Source organism: Gelidibacter sediminis (genome assembly GCF_004364975.1).
GTDB classification, from domain to species: domain Bacteria; phylum Bacteroidota; class Bacteroidia; order Flavobacteriales; family Flavobacteriaceae; genus Gelidibacter; species Gelidibacter sediminis.
The window spans coordinates 149,322-175,015 of sequence record NZ_SOBW01000007.1 but is presented as its reverse complement, the minus strand read 5'-3'; the positions used below and the strand labels follow the sequence as shown (position 1 = coordinate 175,015).

22 protein-coding genes are annotated in these 25,694 nt (G+C 36.7%); 16 read left to right on the top strand and 6 right to left on the bottom strand.

The genetic code is table 11. The features are described from left to right. Positions 1 to 144 precede the first annotated feature (144 nt). The 5 genes from secG to miaB are packed head-to-tail and all read right to left on the bottom strand — an operon-like array spanning position 145 to position 4,756. On the bottom strand, positions 145 to 501 hold the full coding sequence (gene secG / locus BXY82_RS00845) for a preprotein translocase subunit SecG (protein ID WP_133756292.1): 357 nt from the start codon (positions 499 to 501) through the stop codon (positions 145 to 147). Between the two features lie 3 nt (positions 502 to 504). Next, positions 505 to 1,443, bottom strand: a complete 939-nt coding sequence (locus BXY82_RS00840; RefSeq protein WP_133756291.1) for a tetratricopeptide repeat protein — start codon at positions 1,441 to 1,443, stop codon at positions 505 to 507. Between the two features lie 9 nt (positions 1,444 to 1,452). Next, entirely contained in the window at positions 1,453 to 1,959 is a 507-nt protein-coding gene (locus BXY82_RS00835; RefSeq protein WP_133756290.1) for an LptE family protein, read from the bottom strand. 24 nt (positions 1,960 to 1,983) lie between these two features. Continuing rightward, complete coding sequence (locus tag BXY82_RS00830) at positions 1,984 to 3,252, bottom strand: sigma-54 interaction domain-containing protein (RefSeq protein WP_133756289.1); 1,269 nt, start codon at positions 3,250 to 3,252, stop codon at positions 1,984 to 1,986. 58 nt (positions 3,253 to 3,310) lie between these two features. Then, positions 3,311 to 4,756 (bottom strand): tRNA (N6-isopentenyl adenosine(37)-C2)-methylthiotransferase MiaB, encoded by a 1,446-nt coding sequence (gene miaB, locus BXY82_RS00825; protein WP_133756288.1) that lies wholly within the window; start codon positions 4,754 to 4,756, stop codon positions 3,311 to 3,313. A gap of 165 nt (positions 4,757 to 4,921) precedes the next feature. Between miaB and BXY82_RS00820 the strand changes: the two genes are divergently transcribed. From BXY82_RS00820 to BXY82_RS00780, 9 genes are all read left to right on the top strand, one after another. Next, complete coding sequence (locus BXY82_RS00820) at positions 4,922 to 5,704, top strand: hypothetical protein (protein ID WP_133756287.1); 783 nt, start codon at positions 4,922 to 4,924, stop codon at positions 5,702 to 5,704. A 73-nt stretch (positions 5,705 to 5,777) separates the two neighbouring features. Next, positions 5,778 to 7,004, top strand: coding sequence for an LVIVD repeat-containing protein (locus tag BXY82_RS00815; RefSeq protein ID WP_166643239.1), 1,227 nt, complete (start codon positions 5,778 to 5,780; stop codon positions 7,002 to 7,004). 150 nt (positions 7,005 to 7,154) lie between these two features. Next, positions 7,155 to 9,671, top strand: coding sequence for a type I DNA topoisomerase (gene topA, locus BXY82_RS00810; RefSeq protein WP_133756285.1), 2,517 nt, complete (start codon positions 7,155 to 7,157; stop codon positions 9,669 to 9,671). Between the two features lie 3 nt (positions 9,672 to 9,674). Continuing rightward, the gene (locus tag BXY82_RS00805; RefSeq protein WP_133756284.1) at positions 9,675 to 10,841 is read left to right on the top strand and encodes a formimidoylglutamase; all 1,167 of its coding nucleotides are present in this window, start codon (positions 9,675 to 9,677) and stop codon (positions 10,839 to 10,841) included. A 171-nt stretch (positions 10,842 to 11,012) separates the two neighbouring features. Then, a complete protein-coding gene (gene porK, locus BXY82_RS00800) occupies positions 11,013 to 12,383 on the top strand; it encodes a T9SS ring complex lipoprotein PorK/GldK (RefSeq protein ID WP_166643257.1) in 1,371 nt (456 codons plus the stop codon). A gap of 63 nt (positions 12,384 to 12,446) precedes the next feature. After that, a complete protein-coding gene (porL, locus tag BXY82_RS00795; RefSeq protein ID WP_133756282.1) occupies positions 12,447 to 13,070 on the top strand; it encodes a type IX secretion system motor protein PorL/GldL in 624 nt (207 codons plus the stop codon). A gap of 47 nt (positions 13,071 to 13,117) precedes the next feature. Continuing rightward, complete coding sequence (gene porM / locus BXY82_RS00790) at positions 13,118 to 14,662, top strand: type IX secretion system motor protein PorM/GldM (protein WP_133756281.1); 1,545 nt, start codon at positions 13,118 to 13,120, stop codon at positions 14,660 to 14,662. A gap of 67 nt (positions 14,663 to 14,729) precedes the next feature. Continuing rightward, positions 14,730 to 15,629, top strand: a complete 900-nt coding sequence (porN, locus tag BXY82_RS00785; RefSeq protein WP_133756280.1) for a type IX secretion system ring subunit PorN/GldN — start codon at positions 14,730 to 14,732, stop codon at positions 15,627 to 15,629. Between the two features lie 124 nt (positions 15,630 to 15,753). Further along, positions 15,754 to 16,803: an NAD(P)/FAD-dependent oxidoreductase gene (locus tag BXY82_RS00780; protein WP_133756279.1), complete on the top strand. Its 1,050-nt coding sequence runs from the start codon at positions 15,754 to 15,756 to the stop codon at positions 16,801 to 16,803. A 47-nt stretch (positions 16,804 to 16,850) separates the two neighbouring features. Here BXY82_RS00780 and BXY82_RS00775 read toward each other — a convergent pair whose 3' ends face one another. Further along, the gene (locus BXY82_RS00775) at positions 16,851 to 17,243 is read right to left on the bottom strand and encodes a DUF983 domain-containing protein (protein ID WP_133756278.1); all 393 of its coding nucleotides are present in this window, start codon (positions 17,241 to 17,243) and stop codon (positions 16,851 to 16,853) included. Between the two features lie 83 nt (positions 17,244 to 17,326). Here BXY82_RS00775 and BXY82_RS00770 point away from each other — a divergent pair, with 83 nt between their 5' ends. The 7 genes from BXY82_RS00770 (at position 17,327) to BXY82_RS00740 (ending at position 25,678) form a co-directional block, all read left to right on the top strand. Beyond that, a complete protein-coding gene (locus tag BXY82_RS00770) occupies positions 17,327 to 19,234 on the top strand; it encodes an ABC-F family ATP-binding cassette domain-containing protein (RefSeq protein WP_133756277.1) in 1,908 nt (635 codons plus the stop codon). A gap of 4 nt (positions 19,235 to 19,238) precedes the next feature. Then, complete coding sequence (locus tag BXY82_RS00765) at positions 19,239 to 19,421, top strand: CPXCG motif-containing cysteine-rich protein (protein ID WP_133756276.1); 183 nt, start codon at positions 19,239 to 19,241, stop codon at positions 19,419 to 19,421. 83 nt (positions 19,422 to 19,504) lie between these two features. Then, a complete protein-coding gene (locus tag BXY82_RS00760) occupies positions 19,505 to 20,785 on the top strand; it encodes a DUF2851 family protein (RefSeq protein ID WP_133756275.1) in 1,281 nt (426 codons plus the stop codon). A gap of 135 nt (positions 20,786 to 20,920) precedes the next feature. Next, positions 20,921 to 22,126: a S8 family peptidase gene (locus BXY82_RS00755; protein ID WP_133756274.1), complete on the top strand. Its 1,206-nt coding sequence runs from the start codon at positions 20,921 to 20,923 to the stop codon at positions 22,124 to 22,126. Positions 22,127 to 22,200: 74 nt separating this feature from the next. Further along, complete coding sequence (locus BXY82_RS00750) at positions 22,201 to 22,428, top strand: PspC domain-containing protein (protein ID WP_133756273.1); 228 nt, start codon at positions 22,201 to 22,203, stop codon at positions 22,426 to 22,428. A gap of 274 nt (positions 22,429 to 22,702) precedes the next feature. Next, positions 22,703 to 24,772, top strand: a complete 2,070-nt coding sequence (locus BXY82_RS00745; RefSeq protein ID WP_133756272.1) for an amino acid carrier protein — start codon at positions 22,703 to 22,705, stop codon at positions 24,770 to 24,772. 12 nt (positions 24,773 to 24,784) lie between these two features. Next, the gene (locus tag BXY82_RS00740) at positions 24,785 to 25,678 is read left to right on the top strand and encodes a ComEA family DNA-binding protein (protein ID WP_133756271.1); all 894 of its coding nucleotides are present in this window, start codon (positions 24,785 to 24,787) and stop codon (positions 25,676 to 25,678) included. Positions 25,679 to 25,694 lie beyond the last annotated feature (16 nt).

Below are 25,694 nucleotides of genomic sequence, written 5' to 3'. Positions count from 1 at the left end.
CGTGAATGGTTAATTAATTTTGTTTAATGGATTACGTAGTTGCGAAAAATGTGCCATGGGCGGTGAACTGACAAAGTTTCAGTAACAAAAAAATGCCAACAAAATTTGTTGGCATTTTAAAATATATAAAACGTACTACTTTAATTAATTTGTAGTATCAATAGGTGTTGTAGGGGTATTAACGGCAGGAGTTGAAGGACTAGCAGGAGCAGGCATGCTAGTGGCTGCATCAGTATCTAAGGCTTTGGATTCAGTAGTTCCTGTTGCTCCATCAATTGCGACATTGGAGACCAAAATTAACGCTAACAATACAGTTGCTAAAATCCAAGTACTCTTATCTAAAAAGTCAGTTGTTTTTTTAACGCCTCCTAATTGCTGAGAGCCGCCACCTCCAAATGATGAAGACAAACCGCCTCCTTTTGGATTTTGGACCATTATGACAACCACCAAGAGAAATGATACAATGATGATTAAGACTAGAAATATTGTAAATGTACTCATGTGCTATTTGGTATTATTTGCTTGTATTTGTTTTACCGCTTTAATTTGGTCTGCAAAGAAACCACTTTTTTCTGGATATTTCAAAATTAAAATTTTATAAGATTGAATTGCTTTTTCATAGTTTTTTTGCTCTAAATAAATGCGCGCCAAGGTCTCCGTCATGAAGTTATCATTTTGAACTAGTTGTGTTTGCGCAAGATTTAGTGGAGGCTTAGATTCTTTAACAGGAGAAATTTTAGGATTGGTGGTGATGAATTTATTTATTAAATCCAACTTTTTATCTAAAGCGGACTCTGCTTTGGCTGGAGTAATGGGCTCTATTTCGGGTGTTTCAATGGGCAACTCATCTTCTTCCTCATCCCGTGTTATAGGCTTAAAACTTGTAATTTTTAACCATTGCGTAAACGAATGGGTTTCATTCTTATCAAATTGCAAGGGTTTTCCAATGTTTAACTGTTCTTCAGGTGAGGGCTCGATATTTTTAACATCCACATCTATAATGGGCTGCTTGGATGTTGAAGCAAAACCAGGTTTTTCTTCAAATAAATTTGGATCTAAAACCCCTGCGCTCTCTATAACTTGTTTGCTTAAAGCATCATCTAAGGTAACACTTTTGTTAACCGTTATATCTTCCGCATCCTTAACATCTATGCTTTTTAAAAGCTCAGTATTTTGCTTTATAAGTTTGGAGATTTCATTTTGGTTGAACGCTTCAGAGGTAATAAAATCAAATAAAATACTTCGATCCGTCGTGTAGGCCGCGGTTTTTCGCAACTCCTGATTATACTGAGCACTCTCCTTTGTTTTTAAACCTTTTAGATGTAAAGCTCTAGCGGCCTGAAAATAAGGATACTTCGTAACAATGTCTCCAACATTGGAGGTATGTACTGCGCTCAATTCTTCTGGATGACTAAGTAGATATGTAAAATCTTGTGTGTTCACGTTATAAAATTACCATTTGCCTAAAGTAGCATTTAAAATGTCTTGAGTTATTCGTTCTAGTATTTCAGAAATTGCAGCATCTTTTTGGGCGCCCACCAACTGTACATTGCCCGGATAATCATAAAAGAATGAAAAAGTTTGATTGACGTCTCCATCTGGATTGTTTTTATCGTAAAACCGAACCCGTACCCCTATGGTCAGCCTATTTTGTGCGGCGGTAATGTCAGCCGTAGCTGTAGTTGGCGATATACGATATTCTGTTATCTCGCCTTCATAAGTAATATCACCACCAGAAGTTACTAGTTGTAAACTGGTTTGATTTTGAATTAAATCAGCAAGCGCGTTCGTAAATGTGCGTTCCAAACCTGGTTCGACCAAGGGGGCGTCGTTTTGAAAATAATTAACCTGATATGTTGTCGTGCCTGCCGGTAATGAAATTCCTGTAAAACCGTAATTGCCACAGCCAGTCAATACGCTGAGGCTAAACAAAAGAGCTGAAATTTTAAAATACTTCATAAATATTTAATAGTCAACGACCGATTATAAATCGTATTGCTTAATTTTTCTATATAATGTACGCTCGCTAATGCCCAATTCAGCAGCTGCCAGTTTGCGTTTCCCTTGATGACGTTCTAATGATTTTTTAATCAATTCCAATTCTTTGTCATGAAGTGATAAGGTTTCTTCCTCTTCAACTTCTTCCGCAAAATAATACTTATCATTGGATTCATCAATAGCTTCTGACAGTTGATTCATTTTTTCTGGAATGGATAGCACTTCCAAATCTTCAATAGTATCTTCGTAGTTTTCTTCGTCATCTTCATCACCATAAATTTTTTGAATCAAACCTTCATTCTTTTTCTGAACATCATGAGTAGTGCCACTTTTCATCAGTTCCATGGTCAATTTTTTCAGATCATTTAAATCGCCTTTCATATCAAATAGCACTTTATAAAGTATCTCGCGCTCACTGCTAAAATCGCTTTCGCTCTTCGAATTTTTTATGACCGCTGGGAGATTATCCTCATAATTGGGTAAATATTCCTTTAAAGTCGCCGCATTAATAGTCCGGGTTTGTTCTAAAACGGAGATTTGTTCAGCAGCATTGCGCAATTGTCTGATGTTTCCATTCCATCTATTTTTTAAAAGCACCTCAACTGCTTCTTCTGTTAGTTTTATCGTTGGCATCTTGTATTTAAGTGCAAAATCACTAGCAAACTTTCGGAACAATAAATGGATATCCTCTTTCCGTTCGCGTAATGGAGGAAGGTGGATCTCAATTGTGCTAAGCCTATAATAAAGATCTTCTCTAAATTTTTCTTTTTTAATGGCTTCAAACATGTTCACGTTAGTAGCCGCTACAATACGCACATTTGTTTTTTGAACTTTACTGGATCCTACCTTAATAAACTCGCCATTTTCCAGCACACGTAGTAAACGTACCTGGGTAGTTAATGGCAACTCACCAACTTCATCAAGGAAGATAGTACCGCCATCAGCTACTTCAAAATAACCTTCACGGGTTTGGGTGGCTCCGGTAAACGCGCCTTTTTCATGACCAAAAAGTTCGCTGTCAATAGTACCTTCTGGAATTGCACCACAGTTTACCGCTATGTATTTTCCGTGTTTGCGATGCGACAATTGGTGTATAATTTTTGGAATGCTTTCCTTACCAACACCACTTTCTCCAGTAACCAACACTGAAATGTCTGTTGGGGCAACTTGGATGGCTTTTTCTATAGATCGGTTGAGTTTGGGGTCATTCCCAATAATTCCGAAACGTTGTTTTATGGCTTGAATTGATTCCATTTAAATAATATTATGAATACTTTTATAATTAGTAATAAATGTTTAGACTTAAGTTTTCTTAGTCATTCATCGCATAACCAATAGCTTCTCCAATTAAAGTAGCGCTTGTACAATCTGTAATGTTAACATTTACCAAGTCGCCAATTTGGTACTGTGCTTTTGGGAATACGGCCACTACATTTTGAGAAGTTCTTCCTGACCATTCTTGATTCGATTTTTTCGATTCCCGTTCAATCAACACCTCTACTGTTGTGTTTAAAAATGCTTTCGTCCTGTATTCGCTATGCTGTCTTTGTAATTGAACAATGTCATCCAATCGTCTTTTTTTAATCGCTTCAGGAACATCATCTTCCATTTTTCGTTCAGCTAAAGTTCCCGGACGTTCTGAATAGGTAAACATATATCCGAAATTATATTTTACATACTCCATTAAACTTAAGGTATCCTGATGGTCTTCTTCCGTTTCAGTTGGGAAACCTGCAATCATGTCTTGAGAGATGGAGCAGTTTGGTAAGATGCGTCTGATATTGTCTATAAGTTCAAAATATTCCTCACGTGTGTGTAGACGATTCATTTCCTTAAGAATTCTGTTGCTGCCACTTTGCACAGGTAAATGGATATGGTCACAAATGTTTTTGTGCTTTGCCATTGTTTCAATCACATCCAAAGTTAAATCCTGAGGATTGGAGGTTGAAAAACGGATGCGCATTTTAGGATACGCCTTAGCACATAAATCAAGCAAATTGGCAAAATTTACGGCTGTGGCCTTTTGAATATCACTAGCTTTGTCAAAATCCTTTTTGAGTCCGCCGCCATACCACAAGTAGCTATCTACATTTTGTCCTAGTAGTGTAATTTCTTTAAATCCTCTATCCCATAGATCCCTAACTTCTTCTAAAATACTTTGTGGATCACGGCTGCGCTCTCGTCCACGCGTAAAAGGAACTACGCAAAATGTACACATGTTATCACAGCCACGGGTTATGGATACAAATGCTGATACGCCGTTAGAGTTTAGTCTCACTGGAGATATGTCGCCATAAGTTTCATCTTTGCTCAAGATGACGTTAATAGCGTCTCGCCCTTCTTCAACTTCTGCCAATAAATTAGGAAGGTCTTTGTAAGCGTCAGGACCAACAACAAGATCTACAATTTTTTCTTCTTCTAAAAATTTGCTTTTTAAACGTTCAGCCATACAGCCTAGTACCCCAACCTTCATCTTTGGATTGATGCGCTTAACGGCGTTATATTTTTCAAGTCTTTTACGAACAGTTTGTTCAGCTTTATCCCGAATAGAGCAGGTGTTTACCAATACCAAATCTGCCTCATCCAGGCTTTGAGTGGTATTATAGCCGTTTTTAAGAAGAATGGACGCCACAATTTCACTGTCACTAAAGTTCATGGAGCAGCCATAACTTTCTATAAAAAGTTTTCGGGTGTTACCATTTTTAGGTTCGAGTACTAGAGATTCTCCTTGTTTGCTTTCGTCAATAATTTTCTCCATAAGGCTTTTAAAACGTCTGAATTTGAATTTTTACACTTCTATAAAATGCAACTGCAAAGATAAGATTAATTTAATGATTGTGACAAAGTGACAGTACTTAAAAATGTTTTGATTTTGTTAAATATTTATGGTTTCTTTGAATACTAACCAACTAAAAACCAAAAAATGACACCAAATGAATTTCAATCCAAATTGGCTAACGCAAAGGCCTTAGATTTTGGAACACTATTTAATCAATCGATAGAACTCTTTAAGAAAAGCTGGTTACAAGGCTTTTTGATGCAATTGTTTATCATGATTTTGATGTTGCCTTTTATACTTATCATATATGTACCTCTAATTATGGCAATTGTCGCACAATCTGAATCTGGAGATTTTGATCCTAATAATGTCAACGGATTGTTGGAAGGCTTTACAGTGGTGTACGGATTGTTGTTTTTCTTGGGCATAATGGTTGTTGCTGCCATGCAATTGGCACTTAATGCTGCTTTTTTCAGGATACTAAAAGCGTTAGATGAGGGTGCAGAAGTGCGTACCTCAGATTTATTTTATTATTTGAAAGGTGCCTATTTCGGAAAATTACTGCTGCTTATGTTTGTAACCGTATTAATTGCAGTTCCAGCAGCCTTGGCGTTTTATTTACCATTGATATACGTAATGGTCCCTCTCGCTTTTTTTGCTGTAATTTTTGCATTTAATCCAGAATGGTCTGTGGGGGATATTGTGGCTTCCAGTTTCAGACTTGGCAATAAAAAATGGGTTTTAACATTTGGGCTCCTTGTTGTTTCGTATATATTAATGATGATCCTCACTTTGGTAACCTGTGGTATAGGAAGTTTGTTTTTAGCGCCATTTATGTTTCATCCTATATATTTTATATATAAGGAAACCATCGGATTTGAAGATACTAGTGAATTGAACCAAATAGGTATTAAGAAAGAATTTTAACGCAACCTTTTCTAATTCCGGGCATCTATTAAGTAGTGTTATTCAGTCATCTACTTTAATACCGCCAATGCTTATGAAACCGTTATTATTTGTTCTTATTATTATTAGTCTGTTTTCGTGTCAAACTGACGATGCAGATTATGAAATGGTAGCTGTGGCTATTCCTGAAATGATGTCCAAGTCTGAATTTAGAAAGTCGGTTAAAGTGCAGGCTGCCAAACCTACAGTAAATGTTGGTAAAATTTACGCTTACCAAGATTTCATATTTATAACTGATGCATTTAAGGGGGTACATATTATTGATAATTCTAATCCGTCAGCACCAAAAGCTATCGCTTACTTAAAGATTCCTGGCAATGAGGATATTTCTATAAAAAACAATTATCTCTACGCTGACAGTGCAACGGATCTAGTTGTTTTTGATATTTCAGATATTACTAACGTACAAGTTGTTGATCGGTTAGAAGATGTGTTTTCAATTTATGACTATCAAATTCCTCGTGATGCAGAGTATGCCGACTTTAGTAATTATGATTTTGAAAACAACGTTGTTATCAGTTGGCGCATCGTGAAAGAACGGCGTGAAAAGGTTGATAATAGTTTGTTAGTATTTAATGATGCGGCATTTTCAACTGCAGCAGAAAGTAGTGTTGGTGTTGGAGGGTCCTTAGCACGTTTTCAAATTATAGACAATTATTTATATACTGTTGGATCTTCAGCCCTTTCCATATTTAATATTTCAAATTTGGCGAACCCTATATTTGAGAACTTACAGTATGCAGGATGGAGTATTGAAACCATGTTCTATGCAGATCATCATTTGTATTTGGGTGGGACCAATGGGATGTATATTTACAGTTTAGAAAATTCTAACATCCCAGAATATGTGTCACAATTTGTACATTGGGAAGGCTGCGACCCTGTTGTGGTAGATGGCAATTATGCATATTTAACACTGAGAGGTGGTAATGCTTGCGGCCAAATGGAAAGTGTGTTGGAAGTTATCGATATAACTGACAAAACCAATCCCACTTTGGCGAGTAGACATATTTTAGACAACCCTTATGGTTTAGGGTTTAAAGGTGCAGCGTTGTATGTGTGTGATGGTACTTCTGGCCTAAAAGTTTTTGATAAGACCAATCCTTTAGAACTTCAGCAAACCCAATCATTTACAGATATTTATGCTAAGGATGTCATTCCACTACATAATAGTCTCTTAATGATAGGGGAAAAAGCCCTGTATCAATATAGTTACAATGAAAATGCCTTACAATTGATAAGTACATTTCATCTCGATTAAAATGCTCTTCACAATTTTAAAAGCCTGAATGTTCAGGCTTTTTTTGTTTGTCATCAGTATTCGGTAAACGGCATATAAATAGGCTTAAATTTTTTAAATTAGGCTGAATAATTATTTTTCATATACATTTGTAGCCACAAAAAATCAGATATGGCGAAGAACTTAGTTATTGTTGAGTCCCCTGCGAAGGCTAAAACTATTGAGAAATTTTTAGGTAAAGATTATAAGGTAGAGTCCAGTTTTGGACATATTGCCGACTTGCCTTCAAAAGAATTAGGGGTGGATGTTGATGGCGATTTTAAACCTAAATATGAAGTTTCCAAAGATAAAAAAGCAGTTGTAAAAAAACTGAAAGACTTAGCAAAGAAAGCCGATATGGTTTGGTTAGCGAGTGATGAAGACCGCGAGGGTGAGGCCATTGCTTGGCACTTAGCTGAGACACTAAAACTTGATAAAGCTAAAACTAAACGCATTGTTTTTCATGAGATTACAAAAACTGCTATTCTTAAGGCGATAGAGAATCCGCGTGATATTGATTATCATTTAGTAGATGCGCAACAAGCACGACGTGTATTGGATAGGATTGTTGGGTATGAATTATCACCAGTATTATGGCGCAAGGTTAAAGGCGGACTCTCAGCAGGTCGCGTTCAATCTGTTTCTGTAAGATTGATTGTAGAGCGCGAAAGGGATATTCAAAATTTCACTCCAGAGGCATCGTACAGAATTGATGCTGAATTTTCAAATGAAGACGGGCAATCCTTCAAAGCAAAACTTCCTAAAAACTTTGCAACCAAAGAGGAGGCTTATAAATTTTTAGAATCAAATGCTTCAGCCTCATTTAAAGTAGCTGAACTGGATAAAAAACCGGCAAAGAAATCACCAGCGGCCCCATTTACAACTTCTACATTGCAACAAGAGGCATCACGTAAATTGTATTTTTCAGTGTCCAAAACCATGACCATGGCACAACGCTTGTACGAAGCTGGGTTGATTACCTATATGAGAACTGATAGTGTCAATCTATCTGATGATGCCCGTAAGGGCGCAGAAGCTGAAATTAAAGAGGCTTACGGTAACAAATATAGTAAACCACGTAATTATAAAGGTAAGAGCAAAGGCGCACAAGAGGCGCATGAGGCTATTAGACCTACTGATTTTTCTGTACATACGGTACAGTTGGATAGAGATCAGGCAAGATTATACGATTTGATTTGGAAACGGGCTATTGCTTCTCAAATGAGTGAAGCTGAATTGGAGCGTACCAACGTCAAGATTAGCGCCTCTACCCATAAAGAATTATTTGCCGCCAACGGCGAAGTCATCACTTTTGATGGTTTTTTGAAAGTGTATTTAGAAGGTACTGATGATGAAGAAACTGAACAGGAAGGGATGTTACCAGCAATGCGCACTAATGAAACCTTGCTCAATTCTTACATAACAGCTACTGAGCGTTACACCCGACCACCATATAGGTACACTGAGGCCTCCTTAGTTAAGCAATTGGAAGAACTGGGAATTGGTCGTCCATCAACCTATGCACCAACCATTTCAACCATCCAAAACAGAAATTACGTAGAGAAAGGTACCGTAGAAGGTATAGAGCGAGATTACACACAGTTGACTTTAAAAGAAGGGAAAGTTAAAGATATACAATTGTCTGAAAAAGTAGGTTCAGATAAAGGGAAGTTGGTGCCAACAGATATTGGTATGATTGTAACTGATTTTCTAGTCAATCATTTTGAAAGTATCCTTGATTACAATTTTACGGCCAAAGTAGAAGCAGATTTTGACGAAATTGCTGAGGGTAAGGAAGATTGGACCAAAATGATGAAGAATTTTTACAAAGATTTTCATCCACAGGTGGAAGATGTGCAGGAAAATGCTGAGCGCGAATCTGGAGAGCGTATCTTGGGTACAGATCCGAAAACCGGCCGTCAGGTAAGTGTGCGATTGGGCAAATTCGGACCAATGGTTCAAATAGGAACGGTTGAAGAAGAAGAAAAGCCATTATTTGCCAGTTTGTCACCAGATCAGCAACTAAACACGATTACCTATGAAGAAGCTATGGATTTGTTTCAGCTGCCAAAATTATTGGGCACATATAAAGGAGAAGAAGTTGAGGTTAATAACGGTCGTTTTGGACCTTACGTAAAATTTGGAGATAAATTTGTGTCCTTACCAAAAGGAATGGAAGCTTTAAATGTAGAATTGGACCTTGCCATAGATTTGATAAAGGAGAAGGAAAAGGCAGACGCACCCATATATATGTATAAAGATTTACCCGTGCAAAAAGGTAAAGGTCGCTTTGGTCCGTTTATCAAATGGAATGATATGTTTATAAACGTCAACAAAAAATACGATTGGGATAATTTGTCTGACGAGGATATCGTACAATTGATAGAAGATAAAATTCAAAAAGAAATTGATAAGGTCATTCATAATTGGGAAGATGAGGGTATACGTATTGAAAAGGCCCGTTGGGGAAGACACAACATTGTAAAAGGTAAAACCAAAGTTGAGTTGGACAAGTCTGTAGACGTTTCTGAATTTACTTTAGAAAAAGCCAAAGCGCTATTAGAGGCTAAAGCACCTAAAAAGAAAACCGCTAAAAAAGCTACAAAGAAAAAAACGACAAAGAAAACAGCATCTGCTAAAAAGAAATAATTCATGACGTTTAACTTTCTATCGCCAGTTTCAGACGTTGTATTGGCTCAAAATGAGTTGTTGTTGCCGCAGACCCTAGGTAAAAAATTGAAAATACATACCAAAGCGCATGGTCTTCCTGATCTCGATAACGTGAAAATTGCCATTATTGGAGTTCTTGAAAATAGGAATGATGTTAATTATATAGGGGCCGAGGTAAACTTAGATGCTATACGAACTGTCTTTTACAATCTGTATCCAGGCAATTGGCACACTAATTTAGCTGATTTGGGTGATATTTTGAAGGGCGATAGTGTAGAGGACACGTATTTTGCCTTACGAACTACTATAACTATTCTGCTTGAGAAAAAAATCATCCCAATAATTTTAGGAGGAAGTCAAGATTTAACCTATCCTATATATAGAGCATATGATAGTATTGCCCCAATGGTAAATGTGGTGAACGTGGATAGTAACTTTGATTTAGGCGATTCCACACAGCCTATAAAAAATAATAGTTATTTAGGAAAGATCATATTAGAACAGCCTTATAACCTTTTTAATTACTCCACCATCGGTTACCAAACCTATTTCAACTCACAAGAAGAAATAGATTTGATGGAAAAACTTTATTTTGAAGCTTATCGCTTAGGAGAGGTCTCCAATGCCATCAATTTAGTTGAGCCTGTCATGCGAGATGCACATATTGTAAGTGTGGATTTAAAAGTGATAAAAGCCTCTGAAGTCTCTAAACCGCAAAAATATTCGCCAAACGGTTTTGATGGTAAGGAGATATGTACCATTGCCCGATATGCCGGAATCAGTAATAAAGTAGGGTCTTTTGGGATCTATGAGTACCAAAACGCCGCTGAAGATCATGTTACTGCCATGTTGGTAGCCCAAATTATGTGGTATTTTATTGAAGGCGTAAATTGCCGGGTAAGTGAAAATGTATTAGATGACACAGTTAACTACCAAAAGTTCAACGTGTTAATTGACGATGATGAGCTTGTTTTTTATAAAAGCAATAAAACGGGGCGTTGGTGGATTGAAATTCCTTTTTTACCAGATGTCAATAATAAATTAAAGAAGCATACGTTATTACCTTGTACATATGAGGATTATACAGAGGCGATGCAAGGTAAAATCCCCGAGAGGTGGTATAAAGCCTACAAAAAGAACACATATTAGGTCTTTATAACAACCTAAATTTCATCGATGAAATGCTTGCTTTTTGGGATGAAATGCAAAAAAAGTGAAAAAAAAATTGTTTTTTTGAAAATATATAGATATGTTTACTCCCTCAAAAAATACAAACTGAACATTTAAGACTAAATAATTTAACCTCGAGTTTATATGAATATGAAGAAGTTCGCTTTATTAACCGCTGTTTTAGCTCTATTAGCTAGTTGTAATTCTGGAGACAGAGGAGAGCTGGTAGGAGTTAAAGGAAAGAAATGGCATCCAGAAAAACCTTACGGAATGACCCTAGTACCTGGTGGTTCTTTCATTATGGGTAAATCTGATGATGATTTGGCCGGCATACAAGATGCTCCAACCAAAACTGCCACAGTTAGAGCCTTTTACATGGACGAAACTGAAATTACAAATAGTGAATACCGTCAGTTCGTGAACTGGGTTAGAGATTCTACTATTAGAACCAAATTGGCAATCATTGCTGATGAACTAGGTTTGACTCCTGGAGATGGAGGTACCGGAGAATTTGCATTTAAAGATGCAGATCCTGAAAACATGACTGTATATGAAAAGTACATGTATGATAACTATAGTGGTTTAGGCCCTACAGGTTACGAAGGCCGAAAACTCAACAAGGATGTAAAACTGATTTTTGATACCAGTAAATATCCTGACGAGTACTACGCTGAGGTTATGGATACCATGTATCTTCCTATAGAAGAATCATATAATGGTCAGCGTACTTGGGATGTTAAAAAATTTAAGTTTCAGTACACGTATATGGACATTCAAAAAGCGGCTAAAAACAGAGATTTGAAACGTAAGGACGTATTAATTACTGAAGAGGTTGCAATATATCCTGATACTACCGCTTGGATCAGAGATTTTGCTTACTCTTATAATGAACCAATGCATAATGATTATTTCTGGCATGATGCTTACGGCGAGTATCCAGTTGTAGGTGTATCTTGGAAACAAGCTAATGCATTTACAAAATGGAGAACATTATACAAAAATGCTGATCAGAAAAGTAGAGGCAAACAACATGTCAATTCTTTCAGACTACCATCTGAAGCGGAATGGGAGTATGCTGCTCGAGGCGGATTACAAGGTGCAACATTCCCTTGGGGTGGGCCTTATGCTAAAAATGACAGAGGTTGTTTCTTGGCAAATTTTAAACCTTTACGTGGAGATTACGCGGCAGATATGGCATTATATACTGTTGAGGCAAAGTCTTATGAGCCTAATGATTACAACTTATATAATATGGCTGGTAACGTATCAGAATGGGTAAATGGATCTTATGATCCAGCATCCTATGAATACATGTCTACTATCAACCCTAATGTGAATGATCCAAATAATCAACGTAAGGTAGTGCGTGGAGGTTCATGGAAAGATGTGGCTTACTTCCTACAAGTAAGTTCAAGAGATTATGAATATGCAGATTCTGCCAGAAGTTATATCGGATTTAGAACTGTACAGGATTATATGGGTACAGATATTACTTCAAACGCAGCAATTAACAACAATTAATACAACCAAAACTAAATATTAATCTACTTAAGAAATCTATCTTAACTAAAACACACACACATTATGGCAATTAGTAAAAAAGCAATGAACATGGTATACGGCCTCGGTGCCGCAGTAGTAATTCTCGGTGCCCTTTTTAAAATCATGCACTGGCCAGGAGGAAATGAAATGCTTATCGCAGGATTGGTAACGGAGGCCCTAGTATTCGCAATTTCGGCATTTGAACCTGTTGATAACGACTTGGATTGGTCATTGGTATACCCTGAATTAGCGGGTGGACAAAGTATTGATAGAAAGAAAGAACAACCTAAGGATGCAGAAGGTCTTTTATCTAAAAAATTAGACGAGTTACTTAAAGATGCAAAAATTGATGGCGAGCTTATGGCAAGTTTAGGAAACAGCATTAAAAACTTTGAAGGCGCTGCAAAAGGTATTAGCCCAACTGTAGATTCTATTGCTGCTACTAAAAAGTATGGTGAAGAAATGTCCCTGGCCGCTGCGCAAATGGAATCATTAAACAGTCTTTACAAAGTACAGATGGATTCTGCAAGTAGACAAGCTGCTATCAATGAAGAAGCTGTTGAGAACGCTGAGAAACTTAAAGAGCAAATGAAGTCTTTGGCGTCTAACCTATCATCTTTAAATGGTGTTTACGGTGGAATGCTATCAGCAATGAACAGAAACTAATTAGGAATTAGTCGATAACCAAACCAACAACTAAAAAACTAATTAGAATGGCAGGAGGAAAATTATCCCCAAGACAAAAAATGATTAACCTTATGTATTTAGTGTTTATCGCAATGATGGCACTTAATATGTCCAAAGAAGTGCTTTCAGCATTTGGGTTAATGAACGAAAGAATCAGTGATTCTAATGCATCGGCAACTGTACGTAATGCTGCCTTTATGCAAGGTTTAGCAGATAAGGTGGAAGAGCAACCAGCTAAATACCAACCATTAAAAGCAAAAGCAGACGCTATTGATAAGCTGTCATCTGACTTCAATTCTTATATAGAGAATGTAAAAACGGAATTATTGAAATCTGTGGATGATCCATCTGAATACGAAAAAATGGATCGAACTGATTTCCTTGATGAAAAATGGTTCACTGGCGATAGAGTTACTAAAGCTGGTGAAGAGTTTTTAGCTCAGATTAAAGCGTATCGAGAAGGTGTTATTGAGATTTTAGGTGAAGACAATAAAGATATTCAAGCCGATATTCAGAAGAAATTTGCTACTGAAGATGTTAAAACATCTGAAGGTATTTCAAAGGGATGGTTAAACTATCACTTTGAAGGTTTCCCGATGGTAGCTTCTTTAACTAAATTAACTCAAATGCAAGCGGATGTTAAGACGGCTGAATCTGAAGTATTATCTTCTATGTTAGCAGGTAAACTTAAAATTGAAGCTTCCTTAACAAACTTTGACGCGATTGTTGTACCGGACAAAACTGCCTTCTTTAGTGGAGAAGAATTTACTGGAACAATAATTCTAGGAAAGAAAGATCAAACTTTAAGAGCTGATAAAGTTATCATTAACGGTAAAGAACTTTCTCCAGATGCAATGCAAGCTGGTAAAACCTTATTGAAGTTTCCTGCCGGTGGAGTAGGAGAAAGAGAGATTGTTGGTGAATTTCAGTTTAAAGAAGGAGATTCTATCATTACCATTCCTGTAAAAAGTAGTTATGCTGTAGTTCCTAAACCAAACTCTGCAACTATTTCTGCAGACAAAATGAACGTAGTATACCGTGGTGTAGCCAACCCTATGACAATTTCTTTTGCGGGTGTGCCTGATAATAATGTTAACGCATCTGCACCGGGTCTATCTAAAAGCTCTGGTACTGGAAAATATGTTATGAACCCTGGTTCTGGTAAGGAAGTAACCATTAATGTAACAGGAACGCTACCTGATGGCACTAAAGTAAGTGACAGATCTACATTTAGAATTAAGGATATTCCTAAGCCATCTGGTACAATTGCTGGACAACCGGATAACGTGAGTCTACCAAAAAGTAACGTAGAAATTGCAACTGTTGATGCAAAGTTATTTGATTTTGACTTCGATTTAAATATCAATGTAACCTCATTTAAGATAAAAGTCCCTGGTCAACCAACGGTTACTGTTAATGGTAACAGAATGAACGATCAGGCAAGAAGTGCGCTTCGTAAAGCCTCTAGAGGTGATGCGGTACAAATCTTTGAAATTAAATCACAAATTCAAGGCAATAGCAACATAAAATTACTTCCGGCGTCTCCAGTATTTATAGAAATATCTAATTAATATACTATAGGTATTGTTGCAACGTTGAATAAGAATGAAGGTAACATCCCAAATAATAATAAAAAAGATGAAATTAAAATATTGTTTATTAACCGTTTTAAGTATGGGGTTGGCAGTGAGTTCGTTTGGTCAAAGCAACCTGCTTAACGCTAAGACACCAGATGAGATTGGTGTAAAATCTGATGCTCAAAAAGCAATGGATAACGACAAACCGCTTGAATACGGTTATGTTGATGATAGAGATATCATGTTTTCAAAAATGACTTGGGAAAAAATTGTTCTAGATGAGCGTGTCAATTTTCCACTCTACTATCCTGTAGACACGAATAATATAGGATCTAATAGACGATCTTTATTTGATGTGTTATGGAAGAACGTAAGGGAAGGAAAGATTAAGAATGTTTATGATGATTCTTATTTTACTACAAAACGTAACCCTAGAGATATCCAGTCTATCATGTCAAAAACTGATACCTTAGACATTGGATACCAACAATACAACTCTGAAGGCTTTGTCTCTCCAGAATACATCATCAAAAGAGATATTCAGTCTTATGACATTAGTGCTTACCTAATTAAGGGATTATGGTACTTTGATAAGCGTCAAGGCGAATTAAAATACAGGCTCTTAGGTATTGCTCCAGCAGCGCCTGATGTTAACTTTATTGATTCAGAAGATGAAGCCAACAAGCAACCAATTGCATTATTCTGGGTGTTTTATCCTGAAGTTAGAGATGTTTTGCATCAAGCTAAAGCATTTAACAACAAGAATAGTTCTATGCCATTCTCGTATGATCACTTGCTGAATTCAAGACGTTTTAATGGATACATGTACAAAGAAGAAAATGTATATGGAGACAGAGAGGTTAAAGAGTATGTGGCTGACAACGCATTAATGCAGCTTTTGGAATCTGATCGGATAAAAGATAAGATTCGTGATTTTGAACAAGACATGTGGGCCTATTAAAGTAGGGCCATTATATAAAAAGCAACGTCCACTTTTAAAGTGGACGTTTTTTTTGGTTTAGAGTGACCATCTTCAGGTTCTCTATAGTTTTAATTAACTGCAATTAAATAGTACTTTTGTGGATATGAAACAGGTAGATTATATAATTGTTGGTTGTGGCTTAGCGGGTATTTCATTTTGTGAAGAGCTTAGAGCTCAGAACAAATCATTTGTCGTGTTTGATGATCATTCTCAACAATCTTCCATTGTCGCTGCTGGATTATATAATCCGGTCATACTAAAACGTTTTACCGCGGTTTGGAAGGCTAAAGAGCAATTAACACTTTCAGCTTCCTTTTATGAACACTTAGAAAAGTTATTGGGCGTCAAGTTGGATTACAAACTTCCTGTGTATAGACGGTTTGCATCCATTGAAGAACAAAATGATTGGTTTACTGCCTCAGATCAACCTACATTGGCCGTATATCTGCATCCCAAAGTCATGAGCAATACAAATCCCGCTATTGAAGCCCCATTCGGATTTGGAAAAGTGCTGGAAACGGGTCGTATTGATACGTCAACTCTACTTCAGCATTATAAGCTCTATCTAAAAACCAATAACAATTATATTACTGAACGTTTTGATTATGCTGCACTTTCAATAGACGAGTCGCATGTGAATTACAAGAATATTAACGCTAGATTTGTGGTTTTTGCTGAGGGTTTTGGTATGGTTCAAAACCCATTTTTTAATCACTTACCGCTCAATGTTGCAAAGGGTGAAGTCCTGACCATTAAAGCGCCGGAACTGAAAATGGAATTCATCTTAAAGTCGTCCATTTTTGTGGTGCCTGAATTGGATGATTGTTATTCGGTAGGAGCCACTTACAATTGGGAAGACAAAACCCATGCCATCACGTCCAAAGCTAAAACCGAACTTATAGAAAAGTTAAAAGGTTTGCTTAGTTGTCAATTTGAAGTGCTGAATCAAGTTGCCGGCATCCGACCCACTGTTAAAGATAGAAGGCCTTTAGTGGGAAAACACCCTAAGCACCATAATATTGCAATTCTCAATGGTTTGGGCACTCGAGGGGTAATGATTGGTCCGTATGTGGCCAAAAGTCTATTTCAGCATTTAGAATATGGCACAGCACTTGAACGCGATATTGATATCAAGCGATTCCATTCGAAATAGCCATGCCATGTGCCTTTAATTGAACACAGCTATTATCAGTAAATTTATTATTTGGGATGTTTTTTTGCGAGGTTCTCATCAAAACTCATAAACATATTAATCCAAATGTTGCGAGACAAGCGCATGATAATTGGCATGAAAACCACTAGGGTAATCACAATGACAATAAATGCTGTGGTAAGTGTAGCACTAAAAAAGAAAAAACTGATAATAAAGGCAGCTACTGCAAACGCCACACCCAAACCATAACTCACATACATTGAGCCAAAAAAGAAAGAAGGCTCCATACGGTATTTGGTCTGACAATGGGAGCATTTTTCCTTGATTTTAAGTGTGTCAGCCATCATATAAGGATTCGGATTAAAATACATGGATTCCTCATGACATTTCGGACAGGTGCCCGTAAAAATACTATATAGTTTACTTCCTTTATTTATCATGGATAATGTTTACTTTTGCATTTTCAAATAAATTACAAAATTAAGATTTTTAAAATCAATGTTTTGTAACAATCCTTACAATAATGCTCAATATACATAATCTTTCCATTTCATTTCAGGGAGAATACCTTTTTGAAGATATCACTTTTAGACTCGGCGCCGGTGACCGGATTGGCCTTATCGGAAAAAATGGTGCAGGTAAATCTACCATGCTCAAAATTCTATCGAAAGAAATGGAGCCAGATTCAGGACAAATTGCTGCTGATAAAAATTTGAGCATTGGTTTTCTAAAACAGGATATTGATTTTGTTTTGGGTAGAACTGTGTTGGAAGAGGCCTATGAAGCCTTCCATGAAATTAAGGAACTAGAGGCCAAAATAGAGCATATCAATGAGCAATTGCTATTACGCACAGATTATGAAAGCGAACTATATCATCAACTGATGGTTGATTTGAGCGAGTTTCAGCACCAATATGAAATTATTGGCGGTTACAATTATCAAGGTGAAACAGAAAAGATTCTTCAAGGCTTAGGTTTTAAGCGCGATGATTTTAATAAGCTGACAGATACTTTCTCTGGTGGTTGGCGTATGCGTATTGAGCTAGCCAAACTATTGCTTCAGAATAATGATATCCTTTTATTGGATGAGCCTACCAACCATTTGGATATTGAATCTATAATATGGCTTGAAGGTTTCTTAAAAAATTATATTGGTGCAGTGGTTATTGTATCGCATGATAAGATGTTTTTAGATAATGTGACCAATCGTACTATTGAGATTTCCCTTGGAAGAATTTACGATTACAAAAAAGCATATTCAGACTATTTGGTACTTCGTAATGAACTTAAGACCCAACAACTGGCATCACAAAAAAATCAGCAAAAGCAAATTGAACAAACTGAAAAACTAATTGAAAAGTTTAGAGCTAAAGCTTCTAAAGCAACCATGGCACAATCGCTTATCAAAAAATTAGATCGTATGGATCGAATTGAGGTGGATGAGGATGACAATAGTGTGATGACGCTAAACTTTCCAGTTTCAGTAACACCAGGTAAAGTTGTGGTTGAAGCTGACCACATTTCTAAGCGCTACGGCGACTTGCAGGTGTTAAAAAATATTCACCTTAATGTAGAACGCGGGAGCAAGATTGCTTTTGTTGGTCAAAATGGTCAAGGAAAATCTACTTTGGCTAAAATTATTGTAGGCGAATTGAAGTATGAGGGCCATTTAAAGCTCGGTCATAATGTGCAAATTGGATATTTTGCCCAGAATCAAGCAGAATATTTAGATGGAAACAAAACCGTATTGGATACTATGATTGATGCTGCTAATGAGAAAAACAGAAGTAAAGTCCGTGATATCCTCGGGTCATTCCTTTTCAGAGGAGAGGAAGCAGATAAGTATGTAAAAGTCCTTTCGGGTGGTGAACGTAACCGATTGGCCCTGGCAAAATTATTATTGCAACCCTTTAATGTGTTGGTAATGGATGAGCCTACCAATCACTTGGATATAAAATCTAAAAATGTCTTAAAGGAGGCACTTAACAGATTTGAGGGCACACTAATCTTGGTGTCACATGATAGGGATTTTCTACAGGGTTTGACAAATAGTGTATATGAATTTAAAGAGCAACGCATCAAGGAATATTTAGGTGATATCGATTTTTATTTAGACCAGCGTAATGTTGAAAACTTAAGAGAGATTGAAAAACGTGATGTGGTTAAGGAGACCCCTAAAGAAACCAATAAGCAAACTTACGAAGATCAGAAGAAGTTGAAGTCCTTGAACAATAGATTAAGTAATGTAGAAGCAAAAATTACGCAACATGAAAAGGAGATCAAGTTGATGGATGCCAACTTAGCAAATGATTATGATAAAACAACTGCCGACCCAAAGTTTTTTGAGCGCTATAAAAACAAAAAGGAAAAGCTTGCTAACTTAATGCAGGAGTGGGAAACCATTCAAGAAGAACTTGAGCAAGTCAGTTAGTAGAATGGAAGAACATTTTTTTCAATGTCCACATTGTTGGGAAGCCATATCCATGCTGATCGATTTATCCATCATACAACAAGTTTATGTTGAAGACTGTGAAGTATGCTGCAATCCAATTGAAATATCGGTTTCTATTTCTGATGCCATCATTACAAATTTTAATGCACAAAGCATTGAACAATAAGATTATTTTGAAACCTATTTTCAAATTAAAATAATTTTTAAAGCCATGTAAAACCTAGGCTCAAATATCTTAAATTTAAAGATATGCAAGAGGCTTTTCTACATTATATATGGCAATTTAAAAAGTTTGACACAGCGTCTCTGCAAACCACGCGTGGGGAAGCCATTATATTAAGAAATACCGGTTATCCAAATACGCATGGTGGTCCAGATTTTTTCAATGCGCAATTGGAAATTGATGGAATTACCTGGGTGGGCAATGTTGAGATACATATAAAATCTAGTGATTGGTACGTTCATAGCCATGAAATGGATTCTGCCTATGATAATGTCATTTTACATGTGGTTTATGAGCACGATACTGAGGTCTTTATAAAAAATAATGCGGTTGTCCCTACGTTAGTGCTAAAGGATATCATCCATACTAATTTACTTCGCAATTACGAGAAGTTGTTAGTATCTTCCCATAAATGGATCAATTGTGAATCAGATTTTGCCAATATTGATGAGTTTTTAATGAACAATTGGCTAGAGCGACTCTATATTGAGCGTCTAGAAAGAAAGGCGATTGTTATAGACGATCTGTTAAAGGCCACCAAGAATGATTGGGAAGCGGTACTTTTTACGCTTTTGGCTAAAAATTTCGGACTTAAAATAAATGGGGAGGCGTTTTTGATGATGGCCAAATCCTTTAAGTTTTCAATCCTGAGAAAATTACAAAGCCAACCACTGCAATTGGAAGCATTACTCTTTGGACAGGCTGGCGTTTTAGATAAAGATCATGAAGATGCTTATTATGTAAGCTTAGTAAAGGAGTACCAATTCTTAAAACAAAAATTTAACCTTCCTGCCACTAATGTCATTCCGCTTCAGTTTTTTAGGTTGCGTCCTCCCAATTTCCCAACCATTAGACTTTCTCAACTTGCAATGTTATACCATCAACATCCTAATGTTTTCACTAAAGTGATGACGGCTGAGACTTTAGAAGATATCTATCGACTTTTCAGTATCGGTGCCTCTGAGTATTGGGTTACGCACTATACGTTTTCAAAGACTTCTAAAGCTTCAAGTAAAATGCTCACCAAAAATTTTATTGATCTACTCCTTATTAATACGCTATTGCCTTTAAAATTTAGCTATTTAAAATTTCAAGGAAAGCAGCCCACTGAATCTGTACTAAACTTTGCCCAAAGCCTCAATTCAGAGAAAAACAATATTATCACATCTTATAATAAGCTCAAACCTATTTCAAAATCAGCTTTGATTTCTCAAGCATTACTGCAACTCAAAACTGAGTATTGTGAGAAAAATAACTGTATGCACTGTGCTATTGGACATTCCCTCATGAAAACTGAGGAGCAATAGTTTGGGATTATGACATAATGTAAATATAATGGAAATGTTAATATTTAGGTGTTTTGTCGAAAACTTAAAGATTTGTTAAAATATTTGATAAATTAACTTTAATTTGAAGCATTATAAACTTTTAAATATTAAAAAATGAAGATTAAATCAATTTTAAAGTATTCACTAGTTGGTGTTTTGAGTATGACACTGATTAATTGTCAAACCGATTCGAATGAGGATCCTATAGTAGATGCTGAGAATGTTACATTTGAAGACTCACAACCAATACCAGGCAGTTATATTATAGTTTATAATGATATCCATAATAAGATGGCACCGCTTCAAAAAGCAGAATCACCTGAGGTTTATGAGCGTCAAATGCAAGATTTAAAAGCTATGTTTGTTGAAGAATTTAAACTTGCAAAATTGACGGAGGCTTCAATTACTCAAACTTTCGGTCATGTATTAAATGGCTTTGCTGCTAATTTATCTGATGAACAGTTACGTCTTTTAAAAGGCGATTCTCGGGTAAAAAGCATCGAGCGGGATATGACCATTAAAATATCACCTTACAAAGGAAAACCAGGTAGTGGTGGAAGTACAGAAGAACAACAATTGCCGTATGGTACTATAAGAGTAGGGGGTGGTACTACAGCCTCATCTCATACAGCATGGGTAATAGATTCAGGAGTAGATTTAGATCATCCAGATTTAAATGTTGATGTTACTAGAAGCAGAACTTTTTTAGGAGGAAATTCGACACCAGACGATCAAAATGGTCATGGGACGCACGTTGCCGGTACTATTGGAGCGCTTAACAACTCTATAGGTTCCGTAGGTGTAGCCCCGGGTACATTGATTGTTGCAGTTAGAGTGTTAGACAGACGCGGTAGTGGTTCTACTTCAGGAGTTATTGCCGGTGTAGACTATGTAGCTGCAAATGCAAATAGTAATGACGTTGCTAATATGAGTTTGGGGGGCGGTGTGTCTACAGCCCTTGATAATGCTGTACTTGCAGCATCCTCTAGTTTAAAATTTGCTTTGGCTGCTGGTAATGAATCAGATGATGCCAACAATCATTCTCCAGCGAGAGTAAATGGTAATAACATTTATACTATTTCCGCAATGAATTCAAGTGACAATTGGGCTTCATTTTCTAACTATGGATCTGCAGTAGATTATTGTGCACCTGGGGTGTCAGTATATTCCACTTGGAAGAATGGTGGATACAATTCAATTAGTGGCACTTCAATGGCGGCCCCACATGCCGCTGGCGTTCTATTATTAGGAAACCCATCTTCAGATGGTACGGTAAATGGAGACCCAGATGGCAATCCGGATCCAATCATTCATAATTAATTTAAAATTTATTAAAATGGCCACTTTATTAAAGTGGCTTTTTTTTATGGTTAAAATTTTTCAACTTTGTAGTGATGAACATTTTCTATAAAGCGTTACTATATTTTCAAAAACGTGGGTATTACGTTTGTCAGCGTATAGCTGATCGGTTGGGCATTCGTGCCAAGGTGGTGCGCATATCCTTTATGTACCTTACTTTCGTTACTGTTGGTTTTGGTTTCGCGCTTTATTTATTCTTCGCTTTTTGGATGCGCATCAAAGATTTAATCTATACAAAAAGATCTTCCGTTTTCGATTTATAAGTGATGGTCCTATAGTTATGATACAAAATAATTACAGAAAATCATAGTCTATATACATTCTAGTTTTTTGGTTCAGTGAAGGTTGAACTGGAAAAGCTTTTGGTTAGGGGTGCGTAAAAAAATAAAACGTATAAAACATCAGAATCTCTTTCAGTCTTCTTAAGAATTACGAAGTTTTTCATTTTAACAAGCAAACCTTTATAAAATCATTTTTTTTTAGCATCTTGTGGTGTTTTTAACCAAATATTATAACTAACTAATACAAAATTCACTTATGAAGAATTATCTTCTTACCCTATTTCTAACCCTGTTTCCCGTTTTATTTTTTGCTCAAGATTTGGAAATCCGTGGAGAAGTAGTAAATCCATCAGAAAGTATTAATGATGGTGAGATTACTATTACTGCAACAGGCGGCGTTGCGCCTTATTCGTATAGGTGGAGTAATCAAAACACACCCTTAACCTCAAATAAGGCCGTTGGATTGACCGAAGGTGTACCCTATTCAGTTGTTGTAACAGATGCAGTTGGCGATACAAAAACTTCAGTCTATACAGTAAAAACTGGTGCAATAACAGAAGTATTTAATGGTACGATGACTCCTGCAGTGGCTGCATTAGGTGCGGTATTGTTTTGGGATCCTTTTGCAGCAATAGGTGTGTATGATCCTGTAGTATATGCAGATGTGAAACAAATTGGTATCCCTGATTGGACTAATGAGGTAGAAAATAAATACACACTTAAACAATGGTTAAAACCAGAAGGGGCGAGAGTGTCTAGAGATGTTCCTATTGCAATTATTACAGATAAGAATGGTAAAGAGATTACCGTAAATGCTTCTGCACAAGGCACTTTAAAACATCTTACTGCTGAAGGTAAAGTAATTTATAACTCAGATAATACTAAGCACGTAATTGAACAAGGCGCCCATAACTTTGCACAAGTTGTTTATGAAAAACCAGCAGTTTTAACGCATCCTAACGGAGATCCGCTGACAAAACCTATTCCATTCATTGTGATTTGGTTGGTGGTAGGAGCTGTGTTCTTTACAATTAGAATGGGGTTCATAAATTTTAGAGGCTTTAAACATGCTATAGATTTAGCACGTGGAAAATATGATGATCCTAATGCACCCGGACAAGTGACGCATTTTCAGGCCTTGGCAACAGCTGTTTCAGGAACTGTAGGTTTGGGTAATATTGCCGGTGTGGCGGTAGCAGTATCTGTTGGTGGTGCCGGCGCAACCTTTTGGATGATTGTTTGTGGACTTTTAGGTATGTCTACAAAATTTGTGGAATGTACTTTAGGTGTTAAATATAGAGATATCCTACCTGACGGACGTGTATTTGGAGGCCCTATGAATTATTTGCGTTATGGCCTTGAAAAACGTCAAATGAAGGGTGTAGGTAAGGTTTTGGCCGGATTATTTGCTGTACTTGCAGTGGGAGCTTCCTTTGGTGGAGGTAACATGTTTCAGGCTAATCAATCGTTTGAGCAAATGGCAGGGCAGTTCCCAGTATTAGCGGGCAACGGATTTTATTTTGGTATCGTTACCGCCATTTTGGTGGGGGTCGTAATTATTGGAGGAATTAGTAGTATTGCTAAAGTGACAGGAAAAGTGGTACCCGTTATGGCAACCATTTACATAGTAGCTGCCTTAGCTGTTATTATTATGAACATTCAAAATATTGCGCCAGCATTCTCAGCTATTGTTGACGGCGCTTTTAGTGCCTCTGCATTAAAGGGAGGTGTAATTGGAGTATTAGTTGTCGGATTTCAAAGGGCAGCCTTCTCGAATGAAGCAGGTGTGGGTTCTGCAGCGATTGCACATAGTACAGCAAAAACCAATCACCCACCATCTGAGGGGTTTGTGGCTTTACTGGAACCTTTTATTGACACAGTTGTGGTATGTACATTAACAGCTTTAGTTTTAATTTTTACGGGCATGCATGAGGTAGAAGGCTTAGCAGGTGCGCAGTTAACATCTGATGCTTTTGGTAGCCAAATCTCTTGGTTCCCGTATGTTTTAGCGGTGGCAGTTTTCTTATTTGCATTCTCTACAATGATATCTTGGTCTTATTACGGCATGAGAGCTTGGACATACTTATTCGGAAAGAGTAAAAAAATTGAATTCATTTATAAAATGTTATTCTTAATATTCGTGGTCATTGGTGCATCAGTAAGTTTGGGAGCTGTTTTGGATTTCTCAGATATGATGATCCTAGCTATGTCATTTCCAAATATTATCGGATTATACATCATGTCTAAAGAAGTCAAGATTGATTTGGATTCATATATCGAAAAGTTAAAGGCCAATTTGCTTTTTAAAAGACAGGAGCCTAAATAATTAAATTTTAACATGGCAATCAAATCCCATTTCAAGTTTTCTAACAGTCAACGGAATGGGATTTTTTTATTGGCCATACTTATCGTTATTTTTCAGGGCATCTATTTCTTTGCGAACTTTACACCTGTACATGTTGAATCTGACGCTAGACAACTAGAGTCTTTTAGAAATCAAATTGATTCTTTAAAACGATTACAAGCCGAAAAAAACATCCCTAAAGTGTATCCCTTTAACCCCAATTACATAACAGATTTTAAAGGCTATACCTTGGGTATGACCCCTGAGGAAATTGACCGGTTACTCGCCTACAGAGCCAAGGACCAATGGATTAATTCTGCATTGCAATTTCAGCAGGTTACAAAGGTTTCAGATTCTCTATTAGCGGTTTTGCAACCATTGTTTAAATTTCCAGAATGGGTAACAGAACCTAAAACCAAAACATCATGGATAGATTACAATAAACAGCCCAATTTGAAAAATTATGGACTAAAAGCTGACCACCTGAAATTAGATCTCAATACAGCTACCGCTCACGATTTGCAAAAGGTGAATGGTATTGGCGAAAAATTGTCTGACAATATTATCAAATACCGAAATAAATTTAAGGGTGGTTTTATATCTGAAATTCAACTTCAGGATATTCACGGGTTAACACCAGAAGTCATTGCCCGTGTAACAAATGATTTTGCAGTAAAGACACCCAGACATGTGGAGCGGTTGGATCTAAATACAGCTACCAAAGATCAATTGGTAACCATTCAGTATATAGATTATGAAGTAGCACACTATATCATTGAACAGCGCACCTTGAGAGATGGCTTCAAATCATTTGATGAGTTGCTAATGGTTAAAAACTTTCCAATTCAAAAATTTGAGATAATTAAGTTATATTTGAAACTTAATTAAACGACAAAAAAAACAC

Coding starts and splice junctions, on each gene's coding strand:
- secG (WP_133756292.1), bottom strand. CDS start 501: ATGAGTACATTTACAATATTTCTAGTCTTAATCATCATTGTATCATTT.
- BXY82_RS00835 (WP_133756290.1), bottom strand. CDS start 1,959: ATGAAGTATTTTAAAATTTCAGCTCTTTTGTTTAGCCTCAGCGTATTG.
- BXY82_RS00830 (WP_133756289.1), bottom strand. CDS start 3,252: ATGGAATCAATTCAAGCCATAAAACAACGTTTCGGAATTATTGGGAAT.
- miaB (WP_133756288.1), bottom strand. CDS start 4,756: ATGGAGAAAATTATTGACGAAAGCAAACAAGGAGAATCTCTAGTACTC.
- BXY82_RS00820 (WP_133756287.1), top strand. CDS start 4,922: ATGACACCAAATGAATTTCAATCCAAATTGGCTAACGCAAAGGCCTTA.
- BXY82_RS00815 (WP_166643239.1), top strand. CDS start 5,778: ATGAAACCGTTATTATTTGTTCTTATTATTATTAGTCTGTTTTCGTGT.
- topA (WP_133756285.1), top strand. CDS start 7,155: ATGGCGAAGAACTTAGTTATTGTTGAGTCCCCTGCGAAGGCTAAAACT.
- BXY82_RS00805 (WP_133756284.1), top strand. CDS start 9,675: ATGACGTTTAACTTTCTATCGCCAGTTTCAGACGTTGTATTGGCTCAA.
- porK (WP_166643257.1), top strand. CDS start 11,013: ATGAAGAAGTTCGCTTTATTAACCGCTGTTTTAGCTCTATTAGCTAGT.
- porL (WP_133756282.1), top strand. CDS start 12,447: ATGGCAATTAGTAAAAAAGCAATGAACATGGTATACGGCCTCGGTGCC.
- porM (WP_133756281.1), top strand. CDS start 13,118: ATGGCAGGAGGAAAATTATCCCCAAGACAAAAAATGATTAACCTTATG.
- porN (WP_133756280.1), top strand. CDS start 14,730: ATGAAATTAAAATATTGTTTATTAACCGTTTTAAGTATGGGGTTGGCA.
- BXY82_RS00780 (WP_133756279.1), top strand. CDS start 15,754: ATGAAACAGGTAGATTATATAATTGTTGGTTGTGGCTTAGCGGGTATT.
- BXY82_RS00775 (WP_133756278.1), bottom strand. CDS start 17,243: ATGATAAATAAAGGAAGTAAACTATATAGTATTTTTACGGGCACCTGT.
- BXY82_RS00770 (WP_133756277.1), top strand. CDS start 17,327: ATGCTCAATATACATAATCTTTCCATTTCATTTCAGGGAGAATACCTT.
- BXY82_RS00765 (WP_133756276.1), top strand. CDS start 19,239: ATGGAAGAACATTTTTTTCAATGTCCACATTGTTGGGAAGCCATATCC.
- BXY82_RS00760 (WP_133756275.1), top strand. CDS start 19,505: ATGCAAGAGGCTTTTCTACATTATATATGGCAATTTAAAAAGTTTGAC.
- BXY82_RS00755 (WP_133756274.1), top strand. CDS start 20,921: ATGAAGATTAAATCAATTTTAAAGTATTCACTAGTTGGTGTTTTGAGT.
- BXY82_RS00750 (WP_133756273.1), top strand. CDS start 22,201: ATGAACATTTTCTATAAAGCGTTACTATATTTTCAAAAACGTGGGTAT.
- BXY82_RS00745 (WP_133756272.1), top strand. CDS start 22,703: ATGAAGAATTATCTTCTTACCCTATTTCTAACCCTGTTTCCCGTTTTA.
- BXY82_RS00740 (WP_133756271.1), top strand. CDS start 24,785: ATGGCAATCAAATCCCATTTCAAGTTTTCTAACAGTCAACGGAATGGG.